Genomic DNA, 16,430 nt, shown 5'->3' on the forward strand with positions numbered 1-16,430 from the left:
AGCTGCAGCCGCTTGGCTCGTTGGCGCCTGGCCCTCGGGGAAGTGGGTGGTCGCCTGAGGGTCTCGACAGGTCGGTTGTCATGGCGACGGACTTGCGAGCGATGGTCGCGGACTATCTTGCCGGATGCCCGGTCTTCCTGGCCTGGATGGAGTTCACAACGGATCTCATCGGCGGCCGGTTCGGGGTGAGTGGTGGCTCCGCGATCGCCTCCGACGGGGTGTATTACTGGCGGTTGGACGGGGCTGAATACGTACGCGAGTACGGGATTTTCATACCTGAGGCTGCCCTTCGGCATTTCGAGGCCGTGGATTGGAAACCGCCGGTGTTCTCCAGCGATCAGTACACGGCGATCTATCGGCGCCTGGACGCGATGCTCGGTGGGGGAGAGGTCGTGCAATGAGCACGGCTCCCTTTGCGGTTGGGTCGCGACCGGATGGGACCATCGAGATCGTGGTCACTGGGCCGTGGTCGGACGAGGCCGGCGCGGCGTTCGTCGACCAAGGCGCCGGCACCCTGGTGCTGAACCATGCCCTTGGTTTCGACACGCCCGACCTCCGATTTCTCGACGGCCTGCCAGTGCGGAACCTGGTAGTCATCGATCGGCGCCTGCAGTCGCTGGATCCGATCTACAGCCTTGCATCGACGTTGAGAAGCATGAGCCTGACTGTGGATCCTGCGTTGACCGTTGATCTCGAACGCCTGCCCGGGCTGACCGAGGTCGGGGCGGACTGGGGCCAGATCAGGCAGACGTTCGGCTTTGCGGTTCATCTCGTGCGACTGTTCGTGCGGCGATACACGGAGGACGACCTGTCGGTACTCGCGTCGGCTGCCGGCCTCGAGACTCTGGTAATGAAGGATCGGCCGCGTTTGACGTCGCTCGACGGCCTGCCCGGCCTCGCGGCCCTTCGGCATCTCGGCATCTATCTCGCTGGGCGGCTCTCTGACACCGGCGCGGTCCGTGGGGCAATTCTGCGTGAACTACATCTTGAAGCCTGCAAGAAGGTGACGACGCTCGACGACATTGCAACGTGTGGTGACCTCGAGGTTCTCAACCTGAGTGACGGAGCGAGCTTCTCGAGCGCTGAACCACTGCGTGCGCTGACGAAACTGCAGGATCTCTTCTTGTACGGCTCTACGAGAATCATGGACGGGGACCTGAGCCCGATCGCCGATCTTCCCGAACTCCGGGAGTTGCGAATGCAGAGCCGGCGGCACTATCGCCCCAGCGTCGAAGAGATCCAGAACCTCATGACCGAGCGAAAGTAGTCAACCACGTTATAACGGCCGGCTGGAGCTCACTGACGCTGAATGTCTGAACCGCGCATCGCGTGTCCCACGACGTGGATGAGATCCGCCGATTGAAAGTGAGAGGCCATGCTGCTGACTTACGGAATGCTCGATGTGAGCGAGCTTCAGGGGACGAGGCAGGGGGACGTTCTGGTCGCGGTGGATGCGGACTTCCGGGTGGTGGACGGTGAGCGGCTTGTGTATGAGGAACGCTCATTTCCGGTGGTCGAGTTGGCATGGGGTCTGTTGAGGTGGCTGGATCAGCCTGATCGACTGGACTTCGTGTTCGATTCGATGTCCTTTGAGGAATTGGGGGCGCTTACTGTCCGACGAGAGGGAGCGGGCTGGGTTTTCGGCTCGGTCTTCGTGTCTGACATCGGCGATCCGGTGTCCTGGACCGAGGTGGAGCGGTCCGTGCGTGTGTTCGTGCACAAGGTGACGGATGACCTGACTGCCGCCGGTCTCGATGCCGCTGAGGCGCTGCGGGCTCGTTGACTCTCTGTCGGGTCGGATGGAGGATGAGTGCTCGGCTACTTGGGGAGGTCTTGTGGCGGACGTTGTCAGGGCGGCTTTGGTGCAGACGGCGTGGACCGGTGACAAAGAGTCCATGATCAAGGCGCACGAGGACTACGCGCGGCAGGCGGCCGCGGCGGATGCGAAGGTGATCTGTTTCCAGGAGCTGTTCTACGGACCGTACTTCTGTCAGAAGCAGGACGCCGAGTACTACGAGTACGCCGAGTCCGTGCCGGGCCCGACGACCGAGCGGTTCGCCGCGCTGGCGCAGGAGCTCGGGATGGTGATGGTGCTCCCGGTGTACGAGCAGGAGCAGCCGGGCGTGCTGTACAACACCGCCGCCGTGATCGATGCCGACGGCACCTATCTGGGCAAGTACCGGAAGAACCACATCCCGCAGGTGAAGGGCTTCTGGGAGAAGTTCTACTTCCGGCCGGGTAACCTCGGGTACCCGATCTTCGACACCGCGGTCGGGCGGATCGGCGTCTACATCTGCTACGACCGGCACTTCCCGGAGGGCTGGCGCGCGCTCGGCCTGGCCGGCGCGAAGATCGTCTTCAACCCGTCGGCGACGAGTCGCGGGCTCTCGGCGTACCTGTGGAAGCTGGAGCAACCCGCGAGCGCGGTCGCGAACGAGTACTTCATCGGCGCGATCAACCGGGTCGGGATCGAGTCCGAGTTCGGCGAGAACGACTTCTACGGCACGTCGTACTTCGTCGACCCCGAGGGCAAGTTCGTCGGCGACGTCGGCCATGACCACGATCCGGAACTGATCATCCGCGATCTGGACCTCGGACTGCTCGACACCGTCCGGGACCGCTGGCAGTTCTACCGCGATCGCCGCCCGGACGCCTACGGAGACCTGACGAAGCCTTAAGGGGGACGCACATGTCTTTGCTCGTCAAGGGTGGAACGGTCGTCGGACCGACCGGGACACGGGTCGCGGACGTGCTGGTCGAGGGCGAGAAGATCGTCGCCGTCCTCGATCCGTCGTTCACGCCGACGGTCACCGCCGACGAGGTGATCGATGCCTCCGGCAAGTACGTGATCCCGGGCGGGATCGACGCGCACACGCATATGGAGATGCCGTTCGGCGGTACGTCGGCCAGCGACACGTTCGACACCGGGACCCGCGCCGCGGCGTACGGCGGGACCACGACGATCATCGACTTCGCGATCCAGCGGACCGGCGAGGTCGTGCAGGACGGGCTGGCGGCGTGGCACGCGAAGACCGAGGGCGAATGCCATATCGACTACGCGTTCCACATGATCCTCGGCGGCGTCGACACCGACGCGCTGAAGGCGATGGATCAGCTGGTCGCCGACGAGGGCATCACCAGCTTCAAGCTGTTCATGGCCTACCCGGGCGTCTTCTACTCCGACGACGGGCAGATCCTGCGGGCGATGCAGACCGCGCGGGCCAACGGCGCGATGATCATGATGCACGCGGAGAACGGCATCGCGATCGACGTCCTCGTCCAGCAGGCTCTGGAACGCGGCGAGACGGATCCGATCTACCACGGCATCACCCGCCCGGCCGCATTGGAGGCCGAGGCCACCAACCGTGCCATCGCGCTGGCCGAGGTCGCGCAGGACTGCCCGCTGTACATCGTCCACCTGTCCGCGAGTCAGGCGCTGGCGAAGGTTGCCGAGGCGCGGGACCTCGGGCGCAATGTGTTCGCGGAGACGTGTCCGCAGTACCTGTATCTGACGTTGGAGGATCAGCTCGGGGCGCCTGGGTTCGAAGGTGCGAAGTGGGTCTGCTCGACGCCGTTGCGCAGTAAGCACGAGTCGCACGCCCGCGACCTGTGGAAGGGCCTGCGCAGCAACGATCTCGCGATCGTGTCGACCGACCACTGCCCGTTCTGTATGAAGGATCAGAAGGAGATGGGCATCGGTGACTTCTCCAAGATCCCGAACGGTATCGGCGGCGTCGAGCATCGCGTCGACCTGATCTTCCAGGGTGTTGTCGACGGCAACATCTCGCTCGAGCGCTGGGTGGAGACGATCGCGACGACGCCGGCCCGGATGTTCGGGCTGTACCCGCAGAAGGGCATCGTCCAGCCCGGTTCGGACGCCGACCTGGTGATCTATGACCCGAACGGTACGACGCGGATCGGGGTCGAGACGCATCACATGAACATGGACTACTCGGCGTACGAGGGGGTCGAGATCCAGGGCCGGGTGGGCACAGTGATCTCGCGCGGCGAGGTGATCGTGGCTGACGGCAACTACCATGGCCGCAAGGGCCGGGGGAAGTTCCTGAAGCGTGGTCTCTCGTCGTATCTGATGTAAGTAAGGGGGAGATCGTGGATTTCGGTGTGGTGTTCCAGTGTGATCCGCCCGCGTCCGCGGTCGTGGAGCTGGCCCGGAAGGCGGAGGACGCCGGGTTCGACTACGTGTGGACGTTCGACTCGCATCTGCTGTGGCAGGAGCCGTTCGTCATCTACAGCCGGATCCTGGCCACCACCCAGCGGGTGATCGTCGGGCCGATGGTGACGAACCCGGGGACGCGGGACTGGACCGTGATCGCGTCCCAGTTCGCCACGCTGAACGAGATGTTCGGCAACCGGACGATCTGCGGGATCGGTCGTGGCGACTCCGCCCTGCGCACGCTCGGCGCGAAGCCCGGAACGATCGCCGAGCTGAAGCAGTGCGTCGAGGTCGTACGCGCGTTGGCCCGCGGCGAGACCGTCGAGTATCGCGGGCAGCAACTGAAGTTCGCGTGGGTCGACAACGGTGCGCTGGACGTGTGGGTCGCCGCGTACGGTCCGCGCGCGTTGGCCGCGACGGGGGAGGTCGGTGACGGCTACATCCTGCAGTTGGCGGATCCCGATATCGCCGAGTGGATGATCACCGCGGTACGGCGGGCCGCGGAGCAGGCGGGCCGCGATCCGATGGCGATCAAGTTCTGCGTCGCGGCCCCGGCGTACGTCGGCGACGACCTTGATCATCAGCGCGAACAGACCCGCTGGTTCGGCGGCATGGTCGGCAATCACGTCGCGGACATCGTGGAGCGCTACGGGTCCAGCGGCGCCGTGCCGAAGGCGCTGACCGACTACATCGAAGGCCGCAAGGGCTACGACTACGCCGAACACGGCCGCGCCGGCAACACCCACACCACCTTCGTCCCGGACGAGGTCGTCGACCGCTTCTGCATCCTCGGCCCGGTAGAGAACCACCTCGCCCGCCTGAACCAACTGAAGGACCTCGGCGTAGACCAGTTCGCGCTCTACCTCCAGCACGATGCCAAGGAAGAAACCCTCGCCGCCTACGGCAAGGACGTCATTCCGACCTTCTGAGCCGCGTGCGCCAGTTGCAGGCCCGGGGTGGTGGCGCGGTAGACGGTTGCGGGCGGGTAGTCGTCGGTGACGGTGCGGCTGATCAGGCCGGCTGCCTCGAGATCTTTGAGCGTCAGTGTCAGCGCGCGCGGCGTGACGTCGGGCAGGGCGCGGCGAATCTCCGAGAAGCGTCGTTCGCCGACCAGCAAGGTGAGGGTCGGGAGTGACCACTTCTTCAGGCCCACGTCGGTGACGCCCAGGTCCTCCAGGACGTCGGTGAGTACGGCGGCGTCCGCGCCGAGTCGCGGGTCGCTCAGCAGGTACTCCGGGCGCAGCGGGTGCCCTTTGCCCGGGTTGCGCTGGATCAGGCCGGTCTCGATGAGGAAGGCCAGCGTTCGGCGGAGCGACTCGCGGCTTACGCCCAGGGCGTGGCTGAGGTTCACGAAGCGGCCGCCGTGGCCGCGGTGGAGCTCGGCCAGCACCGGGACGGCCCAGCGGAAATGGACCAGGCGGGCAAGCGTTGACACGAAAGTAAGCTTAGTATAAAAACAGGACTATGGGCGGGATCGAGTACGACGGGCGCGCGGTCTGTGCGCTGGACGTTTCCGACCTGGAGCGAGCCGTGCAGTGGTACGAGCAGGCGCTCGGCTTCGAGGTCGTACACCGGCTGGAGTCCTGGGGCTGGGCCGAGTTGAGTACACCGTTGCCCGGGATCTCGATCGGCCTCGGCCAGGTCGAGGACCCGAAGACCGACGGCGGGGTCGTGGTCACGTTCGGCGTCCGCGACATCGACAAGTCCCGCGGACACCTGGAGTCGCTGGGCACCCGCTTCGACGGCGAAACGAGACAGATCGCCGACGAAGTCCGCCTCGCAACCTTCTACGACCCGGACGGCAACACCTTCATGCTCGCCGAGAGACTGGTGTGAGCACGCCGCCGCGCCCGGGCATGGAGGCCCTGACGCTGGTCCTGCTCCGCCGTCCGGCGACTCCGACGGACTTCACCGACGACGAGGCCGACCGGATCCAGCAGGCTCACCTGGACTTCCTCGACGGCAAGCGCGCAGCCGGCGTGATGGGCGCGGCCGGCCCGTTCCGCGATCACGACGACCAGGTACTGCGGGGTCTGTGCGTCTACCGCACCGGCATCGAGGAGACCCTCAAACACGCAGCCGAGGACCCAGCGGTACAGGCGGGCATGCTGGAGGCCGAGGTGCTGACGTGGTGGTTCCGCGACGGCGAGATCAGCTTGGGTTAGGCGTCCAGCGGTAGGCGCCGGGGAGCAGGTCAGTGGCGAGGACGGATCTCGGGCCGTCCTCGGTCGGCAGGATGACGCGGATGCCTGGGTGGTAGTCGACCAGGACCTGGCGGTCCCGGCCGCACGGGCCGACGACGCCGCGGCCTTCGTTGCCTACAGCCACGATTGTCGTCAGCTCGCGGGCGCCTGATGCGCGGGCGTGGCCGAGGGCAACCAGTTCGGCGCAGGGGCCGCCGGTGAAGTGGTAGAGGTTGATGCCGGCGTACATCCGGCCGTCGATACCGCGGACCGCGGCGCCCATCGTGTAGACGCCGTCGGGTCCGTCGGTGTTCGCGTCGACCGTACGACGGGCCAGCTCGATCAGCTCGCGGTCGTCGTCGGTCAGCGATTGCAGGGAGAGCATGCGCCCACCCTGCCACGCCCGCGGGGCGGCGCGCGGGTGCTGGTGAGGTCGTGATCGTCGGGGCTGGGGGAATGAACCGTGCGGGGGCGTGGTTTGATGTGCCAGGTCTAGTTTTCAGTAGCTGTGGTTGATCTCGATCTTTCCTTGCGAGAGATGGTGTGCCGCCGGTGCGACGAACGGCCGGGCCTGCCGCGACCGCGGTGCGCCCATCTCAGGAAAAGGAGCAACAACATGGCACAGGGATCTGTGAAATGGTTCAACGCCGAGAAGGGTTTCGGCTTCATCACCGTCGACGGGGGCGGAGCGGACGTGTTCGTCCACTACTCCACCATCCAGACCGACGGTTTCCGTAGCCTCGACGAGAATCAGCGGGTCGAGTTCGACATCGCCCAGGGCCCGAAGGGTCAGCAGGCGGAGAACGTCAAGATCGTCTGAGTCCGAGTCGGCACAGCCGCGGCCCCTCACCGGATGGTGGGGGGCCGCGGCCGTTCGTCAGCCCGCGATGCGTTTCAGCTCCGCCTCGGTGACGGTGCGGACCTTCTTGATCTCGGCCGCCGGGTCGGCTCCGCTGCGGATGATCCGGTTCAGCGCGTCGGAGTACGCCGTACTGGCCTTCGGCGACCACAGCATCGGGTTCTGCGGGTGGCCGTTCTCGTTGAGCAGCTTGACCGCGTCGGCGGCCGGGCCGGACTTGAGCTTGTCGGCCTTGGTGGCCAGGCTCTTGCGGGCCGGGACGTGGAAGCCGTACGACTGCGCGAAGTCGAGCTGGTCGTCGGTCTGGTCGACCCACAACCACTTGATGTACTTCTTCGCCGCGTCGATGTTCTTCGACTTCGCGTTCACGCACGCGCCGTACCCACCGACCGGCACGCTCGCCTTGCCGGTGGTCGCGTTGAGCTTCGGCCAGGGGAGTACGCCGTAGTCGCCCGGCAACGCCTTCTCGATCACGGGCAGCGTCCACAGCCCGGTGAACTGCATCGCGGTCAGCCCTTGCGTGAACGCGGACGGGTCGGACCAGTCGGTCGGTGCCCCGAGCAACAGAGCCTTCGAGGTCCAGAGCTCGCGCAGCTTGCTCAGCGACTCGGCGGCGAGCGGGTCGTCGAACCCGAACTGGTTGTCGGGCGTCAGATAGTCGAGCCCGGCCGACCACAGCGCCGGTCCGCCCAGCACGCCGACGCCGCCGTCGTTGCCGACGAACAGCCCCTTCACCTTGTCGTTGGTCAGCTTCTTCGCGGCCGCCAGCAGTTCGTCGACGGTCTGCGGCGGCTGTACGCCGGCCGCGGTCAGCATGCTCTTGCGATAGACCATCAGCTGCATGTCGATCACCTGCGGGATCGCGTACAGCTTGCCCTGGTACGACATCCGCTCGACCAGAGCTGCGTTGAAGTCGTCCTTGGCGTCACCCAGGATGCCGCTGAGGTCGACGACCTGGCCGCTCTTGATCATGTCGATCGTCGGACCGTTCGGGTACTCGAACGTGTCCGGTCCCTGGTTGGTGAGCAGCGCGGTCGAGGCCTTCTTCTCGTAGTCGCCCGGCGACCACTGGATCGTCACGGTCGCGTCCGGATAGGCCTTCGCGTACTTCTCGACCGCCTGCTGCGTGCCCGCTTCGCCGTACTGGTGGTACCACTGCTGGAGCGTCGGTTTCTCGCCGCTGCCGCTACTCGAGGGCCGTCCGCTGTTGGAACCACATCCGGCGACGGCCATCGCCGCCAGCCCGGCCCCGAACCCCAGCACGCTCCGCCTGCTGATCCCACCGCTCATCACGCCGTCTCCAGTCCCGCACGGTCCCACAGCCCGTGCGCATCCGCTGACTCTACGTCGGCGGCGGGGCGTCCAAGACGGTAATTCCAGGGATCAGGCAGGGGCCGGCGCAGCACCTGCGCCGTTGTCCGGGCGGGCACTCGCGATCCGGGCGACGCCGGCATCGGGTTTGCGGCCGGCCTTGCGGGCAGCTTCGACATGCAACCGGGCCAGCTCGACAGCCTGGCGGGAGACCTTCACGGTCCTCTTCTCAGCCATTGTCACTGTCTCCCTCGACGACCTCGATATCAGCATCCGCAATATCAGCGTACGCGGCTGCGCCGACGCGGTCGATCGCTACCGCGGCAGTCAGCGCGGCGACCAGGTCGTAATCCTCAGGCTGTAACAACTCCGACCGCATCAGGGAACGCAGCGTCACCACACCGGCGTCCGTGCCCGCGTTGTCCGCGCCGTCGAGGATCTGCTCGACCGCCCAGCGGACCATCCGCATGGTCTCCTCACGGTGCCGCCAGGTGTCGAGCTCGCGATCGGACTTGCGGACCAGGTACGACCCGAGGAAGACGCCGCCGAGCGCGAGCAGCGGACTGAGCACCGTCATCACGACGCCGACGATCGAGATCCAGGTGGGGATCACCTCACGCGCCTCCCAATTGCATGGTGTTGACCGGTTGATGATGTTACGAAGGAGCATTCCACCCGCCCCCGACAAACACCGACAGAACCGACAGAGCTGACCCAGGATGACAAGGAGCGGTGTCACCGTGACCGACGAACCCGAGATGTACGACGTGTTCGTACAAGGGACCGTGTTCTACGACATCGTGATGACCGGCCTGGAAACCGCCCCGACCACCGGGACCGAGATCTTCGCGGAGGGAATGGGCTCCTGCCCGGGCGGCGTCGCGAACTTCGCGATCGCGGCCGCGCGGCTCGGCCTGAAGAGCGGCCTGGCCGCCGTCTTCGGCGACGACGTGTACGCCGATTTCTGCTGGCGGACCCTGGCCGACCAGGAGGGCGTGGACCTGTCCCACTCGCGCCGGATCGGCCACTGGCACTCGCCCGTCACCGTCTCGATGTCGATCGACCGGGACCGGGCGATGGTCACGCACGCCCACGAGGCGCCCGGCGATCCGAGCAAACTGGTCGGTCCCGGCCTGAAGACACGGTCCGCGATCGTGCCGGTCGCCGACGAGTTGCCCGGCTGGACCGTCGAGGCGCGGGAGTCCGGCGCGCTGCTGTTCGGTGATGTCGGCTGGGACCCCACGGACGAGTGGTCCCCGGCCGTTCTCGACGTACTGGAAGGGTTTTACGCCTTCACGCCGAACGCGACCGAGGCGATGTCGTACACGCGGACCGACACGCCGAAGGCCGCGCTGCACAAGCTGGCCGATCGGGTGCCGCTCGCGGTCGTGACGAACGGCGCGGACGGCGTACTCGCGATCGACTCGACGACCGGTGAGGAGGAGCAGGTGCCGGCGCTGCCGGTCCGCTCGTACGACCCGACCGGCGCCGGCGATGTCTTCCTCGCGTCGCTCGTCCTCGGCACGCTCCGCGGCTGGCCGCTGGCCCATCGGCTTGCTTTCGGCAACCTTTGTGCCGGGCTGTCGGTCCAGCACTTCGGCGGATCGCTCGCGGCGCCGGGATGGGGCGACATCATCGACTGGGTCCGCGACCACACCCGGCACCGCCCCGGCGAGGTCGACCCGGCCGTCCTCGAGCACTACACGTTCATCGGTGACGTGCTCCCCGAGGGGCCGGTCCCGATCGTTCGCCGGGCGTCGGCAACCATCGCGCGCCAGTCGGACGCCTGACACGACCGTTTCAAACGCACCGGGTATCGGACGCGGCCGTACGGACCGGCAGGCCTGGTCGGCGGCACGCCCGGGAACGCCTAGACTGATCGCCGGCCGCTCCGGTGGCGTACGGTGCACTTCGTGGTTACCGTCGCGCCGCTTCCTGTTCCCGACCACGGCCGGATGAACCCGTGATCCGCTTCGAGAATGTGTCCAAGACGTATGAGGGCCAGTCCAAGGCCGCTCTGCTGAACGTCAACGTCGAGATCGAGAAAGGCGAGTTCGTCTTCCTGGTCGGCACCTCCGGGTCCGGCAAGTCGACGTTCCTGCGCCTGGTACTGCGTGAGCACCGGACCACCCGCGGTCACATCATGGTCGCCGGCAAGGACCTGAACCGGCTGGCCAGCTGGCGGATCCCGCAGATGCGCCGCCAGATCGGGACCGTGTTCCAGGACTTCCGGCTGCTGCCGAACAAGACCGTCGCGGAGAACGTGGCGTTCGCGCTGCAGGTGATCGGCAAGCCGCGCTCGCACATCCGCAAGACCGTGCCCGAGGTGCTCGAGCTGGTCGGCCTGGACGGCAAGGAAGACCGGATGCCGGACGAGCTGTCCGGCGGTGAGCAGCAGCGGGTGGCGATCGCCCGCGCGTTCGTGAACCGGCCGATGATCCTGATCGCCGACGAGCCGACCGGAAACCTCGACCCCGGTACGTCGGTCGGCATCATGAAGCTGCTGGACCGGATCAACCGCACCGGGACCACCGTGGTGATGGCCACCCACGACGTGTCGATCGTCGACCAGATGCGCAAGCGCGTGATCGAGCTGGAGAACGGCCACGTCGTCCGCGACGAGTCGCGCGGCGTCTACGGCTACCAGCACTGACCAGGGGACTGACTGACTGATGCGCTTGAACTACATCCTGTCCGACCTCGGGATCGGCCTGAAGCGGAACATGTCGATGACGATCGCGGTCGTCGTCACCATCTGGGTCTCGCTGTCACTGTTCGGCAGCGCGCTGCTCGCCCGCGAGCAGGTCGACCTGATGAAGGGGAACTGGTACGACAAGATCCAGATCTCGGTGTTCCTGTGCACCAAGGACTCCGGCGGCCGCGGGTGCGCCGGCACCGAGGTGACCCAGGAGCAGAAGAACCGGATCCAGCAGGTCATCCAGACCAACCCCGACACCGCGCCCGACGGCGTCTTCTCGGAGTCGAAGTCCGAAGCGTTCGAGTCGTTCAAGAAGCTGTACAAGGACTCGCCGATCGTCAGCACGGTCACGCAGGACCAGATGCAGGAGTCCTTCCGGGTCAAGCTGAAGGATCCACAGCGATATCAGAACCTGGTGAGTGCGGTCAGCGGCTTACCAGGCGTCGACACGGTCCAGGACCTCAGGCAGTACCTCGATCCGTTGTTCAAGGCCCTCAATGGGCTGCAAGTCGGCGCGCTGATAGCGGCCGGACTGCTGCTGGTCGCTGCCCTGATGCAGATCTCCAACACGATCCGGTTGGCGGCGTACGCCCGGAGACGGGAGATAGGCATCATGCGCCTGGTGGGCGCCTCGAACTTCTACATCCAGCTGCCGTTCCTGCTGGAAGCGGTGCTGGCGGCCCTGGTGGGCGCGGTCTTTGCCTGCGGCACCTTGTGGGTCGGGGTGTACTTCGTTGTCATGCAGCGGGCCCAGGAGACGTTCCGGGTCTGGCAGTGGGTCGGCGCGACCGAAACCTTCCGCGCGACCCTGATCATGGTCGTGGTCGGCCTGATCCTGGCCGTCATCCCGACATTCCTGACGACGCGGAAATACCTCAAAGTCTGACCCGGGTGCCTTATCGTGCGTTAACAGGAGTAACAGCAGTCACTCCTGTTACGCACAACTGAACCCAGAGCAAGGGGTCGACCTGTGGTCCCGCACTTCCCCGGTGCGAACCCGCGCGAGCGGGGGAGCATCAAGCGAGACGACAGCACCGGCACCTCCACCACGCCGTACCAGCGATCACGCACGCGACCGCCGGGCCGGCAGACGGTGGTTGCCGCATGCTGCCTTGTCCTGTCCCTGTCCGCCGGAGTCCTGGCGGCGGTTCCCTCTGCACCGGCAGAGGCGAAACCGCCGGATCCAGCCGCCAAGAAGAAACAGCTCGACGCGCAGCTCGGCCAGCAGAAGGCCGATCTCGACGACGCATCCGACCAGCTCGGCAAGTCCGTTGCCGCGTACAACCAAGCCGAGACGAAGTACCAGGCCGTCCAGGTCCGGTACGCCGCCGCGCAGGGCCAGCTGGCCGCTGCGAAGGCCGCCGATGCGGTTGCCGCGGGCAAGCTTGCCGCGGCCGAGGCGGCGCTGCGTACGGCGGTGTCCGACGTCGAGGCCGGCGAGAGGCTGATCGCGGAGAAGCGGGCCGTCGCCGGTCGCGCCGTACGGTCGGCGTACCAGCAGCAGAACAGCCTGGTCGGGCTGTCGATCGCACTGCGCGGCGCCGCGCCTGCCGATATCGCCACCGGGATGCAGATCCAGCGGAACGTGTTCGGCATCCAGAGCAACGCGATCACCAACCTGAACAACGCGCAGGCGGAGCTCGCCAGCCGTCGGGTCAAGGTGGCGGCCGCGGAGAAGGCGTCCGAGGCCGCTCGGGCCGAGGCGGCGGCGACGGTACAGCGGGTCACCGAGCTGACCAAGCAGGTCGCGGCCGACAAGGCCGAGGCAGCGGCGGTCGCGAAGGTCAAGCTGGTCGCGTTCAAGGCCGCCGAGAAGGAGAAGAACAGCGAGCTGGCGCAGTACAACTCGCTGCTGCGGGAGCGGGCGCGGGTCGAGCAGGTGCTGATCGCGCGGGCGAAGGCCGAGAAGGCGGCGGCCGCGCGCCGGAAGGCAGCAGCTGAGAAGGCCGAGCGGGAGAAGGCGCGCAAGGAGCACCGGCCGCCGCGGAACATCCCGGACCCGGGCGGCTCGGGCGACGGACGGCTGAGCTACCCGGTGAGCAGCTACATCACCTCGCCGTACGGGATGCGCTTCCACCCGGTCCTGCACTACTGGAAGCTGCACGACGGCACTGACTTCCGCGCCCCCTGCGGTACGCCGGTGCGCGCCGCGGCCGACGGGGTGGTGACGGACAAGTACTACAACGGCGGCTACGGGAACCGGCTGTTCGTCTCACACGGCGTGATGGACGGCCGGTCGATCACGACCGTCTACAACCACCTGTCGAAGTACAAGGCCCATGTCGGCGAGCGGGTGCGGCGAGGCGAGATCATCGCCTGGTCCGGGACGACTGGGTACTCCACCGGCTGTCACTTGCACTTCATGGTCTACCAGGACGGCAACGTCATTAACCCCATGAAGTGGCTCTAGGCGGTCTGAGATACTGGTCGGATGGTGAAACAGACCGGCCAGCAGAAGCCGATCGCGCAGAACCGGAAGGCGCGACACGACTACCACATCGAGGACGTGGTGGAGGCCGGGCTGGTGCTGACGGGGACCGAGGTCAAGTCCCTCCGGCAGGGCCGGGCCTCCCTCGTCGACGCGTTCGCCGCCGTCCGCGGTAACGAGCTGTGGCTGCAAGGCATGCACATCCCGGAGTACAAGCACGGCACGTGGACCAACCACGAGCCGCGCCGTGCGCGGAAACTGCTGCTGCACAAGGACGAGGTGCAGAAGCTGATCCACGAGGTCGAGCAGCAGGGTGTGTCGCTGATCCCGCTCTCGCTGTACTTCAAGGACGGCTACGTGAAGGTCGAGCTCGCAACCGGCCGAGGCAAGAAGGACTACGACAAACGCCACGCCCTGGCCGAACGCCAAGCCAACCGCGAAGCCCAACGAGCCCTCTCCGACCGCCACCGCCCCTGACCGGCGGTTCGCCTGTGGACAACGCCGCCGGCGAACTGATGGAAGCGGATACGCTCAAGCAGGAAGAGCAGGGTGCGGGGCGGCGGCGCCCGGCCCGGAGCTCAGGTGGGGTTCGGTCAGGGGCTGTTCGGGGCTGAACCCGATGGGGTGAACGGCCGGCTGCACGCAGAGTGGAAGCATGTCCACTTCAGACCTGCTGGTGACGCCGGCCCAACGGGACCGCGCAGTCGAGATCCTGAAAGAGATGTACGCCGACGGCCGGCTCGACCACATGGAGTTCGACCTCCGGCTCGAGAAGGCCCTGAAGGCCCGCACCCGCGCGGAGCTGAACAGCACGTTCGACGGCCTGGTCGCCCGGCCGGTCCCGACGTTCGCGCCGGCCGCCTTCACCCGTCCTGCGCCGATCCAGCAGTACCGGGGTGACGGCCGCGGCATGGGCACGGTCGCCCACTGGCTCGGGTACCCGACCTTCTTCGTCGGTCCGGCCATCGTGGTCGCAACCACCGGCCAGAAGAACCCCGCCGTACGCCGCCACGCCGTCGAGGCCCTGAACTTCCAGCTGACCGCCGTCGGCGCGTTCGCCGCCCTCGGCATCATCACCGGGTTCACTCACGGCTTCTTCGGGTTCCTGTTCCCCATCCTCGGCATCCTCTGGTTCTTGCTGACCGGCATCGGCGGCCTGGCCACCGCAGCCACCGGGAAGTTCCGCTACCCGTTCACGCTCCGGCTGATCAAGTAAGCCCTACGCTTTCTGCGTGAGCGTTCCGGTCGGGGTGCGGTGGGAGGTCGGGGCGTTCCTGGGGTTGACCGCGGCGACGGGGCTGATCGACGCGGTGAGCTATCTGAAGCTCGGGCATACCTTCGTCGCGAACATGACGGGGAACGTGGTGTTCCTCGGGTTCGCGGTGGCGCCGGATTCGGGGTTCCGGTTCGGACCGCCGGTGGTCGCGGTGGTGGGGTTCGTGCTCGGGTCGCTGGGCGGGGGACGGGCGGCTCGGGTACTCGAGGCGCGACCTCGGCGGTGGCTGGGGATCGCCTTCGGGACGCAGGCAGTCGTGCTGTGGTTGTGCGGGCTGCTGGTCGGCGTCGGCGTACTGCGGGAGTCGGGCGGGACGTCGTACCTGCTGATCGCCGCGCTCGCAGCCTGCTTCGGCCTGCAGAACGCGACCGTTCGACACGTCGCGCCGCGTGACATGACGACTACGGTGCTCACGCTGACTCTGACCGGGTTGGCCGCGGACAGCGTGCTCGGGAGCGGGCGCTCCGCGTCACCGTACCGCCGGCTGGGCTCGATCGCGGCGATGCTGGCCGGGGCCGCAGTAGGTGCTTTGCTGCTTCGGTCCACCACTGGGTGGGTGATCGCGCTGGCCGGGGCCGTCGTCTGCGCGGCCGCGGTGATCTTCCTGGTGGCACCCGCGGACTGACGCCTGGGGAATGTCGGATGCGGTCGGTCCGTTGGACTTGATAGTGTGGATCTTCCACCACCCTCCGGGGCGGTGGGAGTTTGACAACTCAACAGGGGGTGAACGGTTTCGACTTTGGACGTTGGTTCCAAGGGAAGCGGGCCGAGGATCCAGGGTTATCTCGTTAACGATCTCTGGAAACCAATAAGTGCCAATAAAACGCGCACTAGCTACGCTCTCGCCGCCTGACGGCCGAGCACTAAAGTAGCGGTCAGCCCGGGGATGCTTCCGACCCGGTTCCTGGCCTCAGCTAGGAAGCTTGCTGTGTTAGCCCGGTCACGGGGTTAACACGGGACATTTACAGTGACTGAGCCTGTCAGCGAGATGTCTGTACAAACGCTGGGGCTGAGAAAAGCGCCATTCAGACTGCGCCCGGAGAAGTCTTGAAACCCCGCCGAAGGACGCGGGTTCGATTCCCGCCACCTCCACGAAGGCGATAGGCGACGTGTGCCTGCGGAAAGCGCAGGCCGCGTCGCCTTCGTCGTGTTGTGCGGCTGCGCTGCGCTTGCCGCAAGCGGGGGCTCCGCCACCCGCACCCCCTGCGCCTTCGCTGCGCTCGGCTCCTGGGTGTGGCGCAGCCGCTCGTCCGGGACAGCATTCATCCCGGACGAGTGACTCCGACGTTCCCTTCGGGCCGTCAGCTCGGCCGCCGTGCGGTGCGCTGGCGTCACTGCTTGGCTAGGAGTGCCTGTAGTAGCTGATTCGTCCGGAGTTGCTCGTTGACCAGGGCGATGGCGTGCTGGTTGGCTTCCTGGGCCAGCTGGTTTGAGCGTGCCAGCTCGGTTGCGACAGCCCCGAGTAGTTCTACCTGCGCGGCCAGGCTGCAGGTTCTGGGCT

21 protein-coding genes and 1 other RNA gene are annotated in these 16,430 nt (G+C 66.7%); 17 read left to right on the forward strand and 5 right to left on the reverse strand.

Annotated elements, in window-relative coordinates; all coding sequences use genetic code 11:
- The first annotated feature begins 80 nt into the window (after positions 1–80).
- From ACQPYH_RS09735 to ACQPYH_RS09760, 6 genes are all read left to right on the forward strand, one after another.
- A complete protein-coding gene (locus ACQPYH_RS09735; protein ID WP_432889209.1) occupies positions 81–401 on the forward strand; it encodes a hypothetical protein in 321 nt (106 codons plus the stop codon).
- A 116-nt stretch (positions 402–517) separates the two neighbouring features.
- The gene (locus ACQPYH_RS09740) at positions 518–1,267 is read left to right on the forward strand and encodes a hypothetical protein (RefSeq protein WP_432889211.1); all 750 of its coding nucleotides are present in this window, start codon (positions 518–520) and stop codon (positions 1,265–1,267) included.
- A 108-nt stretch (positions 1,268–1,375) separates the two neighbouring features.
- On the forward strand, positions 1,376–1,783 hold the full coding sequence (locus ACQPYH_RS09745; protein WP_432889213.1) for a hypothetical protein: 408 nt from the start codon (positions 1,376–1,378) through the stop codon (positions 1,781–1,783).
- A gap of 52 nt (positions 1,784–1,835) precedes the next feature.
- Positions 1,836–2,678 (forward strand): nitrilase-related carbon-nitrogen hydrolase, encoded by an 843-nt coding sequence (locus ACQPYH_RS09750; protein WP_432889215.1) that lies wholly within the window; start codon positions 1,836–1,838, stop codon positions 2,676–2,678.
- Positions 2,679–2,689: 11 nt separating this feature from the next.
- Positions 2,690–4,096, forward strand: coding sequence for a dihydropyrimidinase (gene hydA, locus ACQPYH_RS09755; RefSeq protein WP_432889217.1), 1,407 nt, complete (start codon positions 2,690–2,692; stop codon positions 4,094–4,096).
- 14 nt (positions 4,097–4,110) lie between these two features.
- Positions 4,111–5,103 (forward strand): TIGR03842 family LLM class F420-dependent oxidoreductase, encoded by a 993-nt coding sequence (locus tag ACQPYH_RS09760; RefSeq protein ID WP_432889219.1) that lies wholly within the window; start codon positions 4,111–4,113, stop codon positions 5,101–5,103.
- Here the strand turns inward: ACQPYH_RS09760 and ACQPYH_RS09765 are convergent.
- Positions 5,073–5,609: a winged helix-turn-helix transcriptional regulator gene (locus tag ACQPYH_RS09765; protein WP_432889222.1), complete on the reverse strand. Its 537-nt coding sequence runs from the start codon at positions 5,607–5,609 to the stop codon at positions 5,073–5,075. The two genes, ACQPYH_RS09760 and ACQPYH_RS09765, sit on opposite strands and share 31 nt — an antisense overlap.
- Positions 5,610–5,638: 29 nt before the next feature.
- Between ACQPYH_RS09765 and ACQPYH_RS09770 the strand changes: the two genes are divergently transcribed.
- The gene (locus ACQPYH_RS09770; RefSeq protein ID WP_432889223.1) at positions 5,639–6,010 is read left to right on the forward strand and encodes a VOC family protein; all 372 of its coding nucleotides are present in this window, start codon (positions 5,639–5,641) and stop codon (positions 6,008–6,010) included.
- On the forward strand, positions 6,007–6,339 hold the full coding sequence (locus ACQPYH_RS09775; RefSeq protein WP_432889226.1) for a YciI family protein: 333 nt from the start codon (positions 6,007–6,009) through the stop codon (positions 6,337–6,339). Before ACQPYH_RS09770 ends, ACQPYH_RS09775 begins: the two co-directional genes overlap by 4 nt.
- On the opposite strand, the gene ACQPYH_RS09780 is transcribed toward ACQPYH_RS09775, so the two are convergent.
- On the reverse strand, positions 6,326–6,742 hold the full coding sequence (locus ACQPYH_RS09780; RefSeq protein WP_432889228.1) for a cytidine deaminase family protein: 417 nt from the start codon (positions 6,740–6,742) through the stop codon (positions 6,326–6,328). The two genes, ACQPYH_RS09775 and ACQPYH_RS09780, sit on opposite strands and share 14 nt — an antisense overlap.
- Before the next feature lie 231 nt (positions 6,743–6,973).
- Here ACQPYH_RS09780 and ACQPYH_RS09785 point away from each other — a divergent pair, with 231 nt between their 5' ends.
- A complete protein-coding gene (locus ACQPYH_RS09785) occupies positions 6,974–7,177 on the forward strand; it encodes a cold-shock protein (protein WP_432889231.1) in 204 nt (67 codons plus the stop codon).
- A gap of 57 nt (positions 7,178–7,234) precedes the next feature.
- Here the strand turns inward: ACQPYH_RS09785 and ACQPYH_RS09790 are convergent, their stop codons facing one another.
- The 3 genes from ACQPYH_RS09790 to ACQPYH_RS09800 all read right to left on the reverse strand — a co-directional run bounded on the left by ACQPYH_RS09790 (position 7,235) and on the right by ACQPYH_RS09800 (position 9,140).
- Positions 7,235–8,506 (reverse strand): ABC transporter substrate-binding protein, encoded by a 1,272-nt coding sequence (locus ACQPYH_RS09790; protein ID WP_432889234.1) that lies wholly within the window; start codon positions 8,504–8,506, stop codon positions 7,235–7,237.
- A gap of 93 nt (positions 8,507–8,599) precedes the next feature.
- Entirely contained in the window at positions 8,600–8,764 is a 165-nt protein-coding gene (locus ACQPYH_RS09795) for a hypothetical protein (protein ID WP_432889236.1), read from the reverse strand.
- On the reverse strand, positions 8,757–9,140 hold the full coding sequence (locus tag ACQPYH_RS09800; RefSeq protein ID WP_432889239.1) for a hypothetical protein: 384 nt from the start codon (positions 9,138–9,140) through the stop codon (positions 8,757–8,759). The genes ACQPYH_RS09795 and ACQPYH_RS09800 overlap by 8 nt, the downstream gene beginning before the upstream one ends.
- Positions 9,141–9,267: 127 nt before the next feature.
- Between ACQPYH_RS09800 and ACQPYH_RS09805 the strand changes: the two genes are divergently transcribed.
- The 8 genes from ACQPYH_RS09805 (at position 9,268) to ssrA (ending at position 16,024) form a co-directional block, all read left to right on the forward strand.
- Positions 9,268–10,317, forward strand: coding sequence for a carbohydrate kinase family protein (locus ACQPYH_RS09805; protein ID WP_432889241.1), 1,050 nt, complete (start codon positions 9,268–9,270; stop codon positions 10,315–10,317).
- A 173-nt stretch (positions 10,318–10,490) separates the two neighbouring features.
- Positions 10,491–11,180 carry a cell division ATP-binding protein FtsE gene (ftsE, locus tag ACQPYH_RS09810; RefSeq protein WP_130444829.1) on the forward strand — a complete coding sequence of 230 codons (690 nt, stop codon included), beginning with the start codon at positions 10,491–10,493 and terminating at the stop codon, positions 11,178–11,180.
- A gap of 19 nt (positions 11,181–11,199) precedes the next feature.
- Positions 11,200–12,111: a permease-like cell division protein FtsX gene (gene ftsX, locus ACQPYH_RS09815; RefSeq protein WP_130444831.1), complete on the forward strand. Its 912-nt coding sequence runs from the start codon at positions 11,200–11,202 to the stop codon at positions 12,109–12,111.
- An 84-nt stretch (positions 12,112–12,195) separates the two neighbouring features.
- A complete protein-coding gene (locus ACQPYH_RS09820) occupies positions 12,196–13,635 on the forward strand; it encodes a M23 family metallopeptidase (protein WP_432889244.1) in 1,440 nt (479 codons plus the stop codon).
- Positions 13,636–13,656: 21 nt separating this feature from the next.
- A complete protein-coding gene (gene smpB / locus ACQPYH_RS09825) occupies positions 13,657–14,130 on the forward strand; it encodes an SsrA-binding protein SmpB (protein WP_432889247.1) in 474 nt (157 codons plus the stop codon).
- A 178-nt stretch (positions 14,131–14,308) separates the two neighbouring features.
- Positions 14,309–14,869, forward strand: coding sequence for a DUF1707 and DUF4870 domain-containing protein (locus tag ACQPYH_RS09830; protein ID WP_432889249.1), 561 nt, complete (start codon positions 14,309–14,311; stop codon positions 14,867–14,869).
- A gap of 16 nt (positions 14,870–14,885) precedes the next feature.
- Positions 14,886–15,554: a YoaK family protein gene (locus tag ACQPYH_RS09835; protein WP_432889252.1), complete on the forward strand. Its 669-nt coding sequence runs from the start codon at positions 14,886–14,888 to the stop codon at positions 15,552–15,554.
- A gap of 94 nt (positions 15,555–15,648) precedes the next feature.
- Positions 15,649–16,024: a transfer-messenger RNA gene (gene ssrA, locus ACQPYH_RS09840) on the forward strand.
- The last annotated feature ends 406 nt before the right edge of the window (positions 16,025–16,430 follow it).

Origin of the sequence: Kribbella sp. CA-245084 (genome assembly GCF_050942355.1) — a bacterium.
Lineage (GTDB): Bacteria > Actinomycetota > Actinomycetes > Propionibacteriales > Kribbellaceae > Kribbella.

What these genes read in the sequence shown, in the direction of transcription:
- ACQPYH_RS09735 (WP_432889209.1), top strand. Translation starts at nt 81, where the DNA reads ATGGCGACGGACTTGCGAGCGATGGTCGCGGACTATCTTGCCGGATGC.
- ACQPYH_RS09745 (WP_432889213.1), top strand. Translation starts at nt 1,376, where the DNA reads ATGCTGCTGACTTACGGAATGCTCGATGTGAGCGAGCTTCAGGGGACG.
- hydA (WP_432889217.1), top strand. Translation starts at nt 2,690, where the DNA reads ATGTCTTTGCTCGTCAAGGGTGGAACGGTCGTCGGACCGACCGGGACA.
- ACQPYH_RS09770 (WP_432889223.1), top strand. Translation starts at nt 5,639, where the DNA reads ATGGGCGGGATCGAGTACGACGGGCGCGCGGTCTGTGCGCTGGACGTT.
- ACQPYH_RS09780 (WP_432889228.1), bottom strand. Translation starts at nt 6,742, where the DNA reads ATGCTCTCCCTGCAATCGCTGACCGACGACGACCGCGAGCTGATCGAG.
- ACQPYH_RS09785 (WP_432889231.1), top strand. Translation starts at nt 6,974, where the DNA reads ATGGCACAGGGATCTGTGAAATGGTTCAACGCCGAGAAGGGTTTCGGC.
- ACQPYH_RS09790 (WP_432889234.1), bottom strand. Translation starts at nt 8,506, where the DNA reads ATGAGCGGTGGGATCAGCAGGCGGAGCGTGCTGGGGTTCGGGGCCGGG.
- ACQPYH_RS09795 (WP_432889236.1), bottom strand. Translation starts at nt 8,764, where the DNA reads ATGGCTGAGAAGAGGACCGTGAAGGTCTCCCGCCAGGCTGTCGAGCTG.
- ftsX (WP_130444831.1), top strand. Translation starts at nt 11,200, where the DNA reads ATGCGCTTGAACTACATCCTGTCCGACCTCGGGATCGGCCTGAAGCGG.
- smpB (WP_432889247.1), top strand. Translation starts at nt 13,657, where the DNA reads ATGGTGAAACAGACCGGCCAGCAGAAGCCGATCGCGCAGAACCGGAAG.
- ACQPYH_RS09830 (WP_432889249.1), top strand. Translation starts at nt 14,309, where the DNA reads ATGTCCACTTCAGACCTGCTGGTGACGCCGGCCCAACGGGACCGCGCA.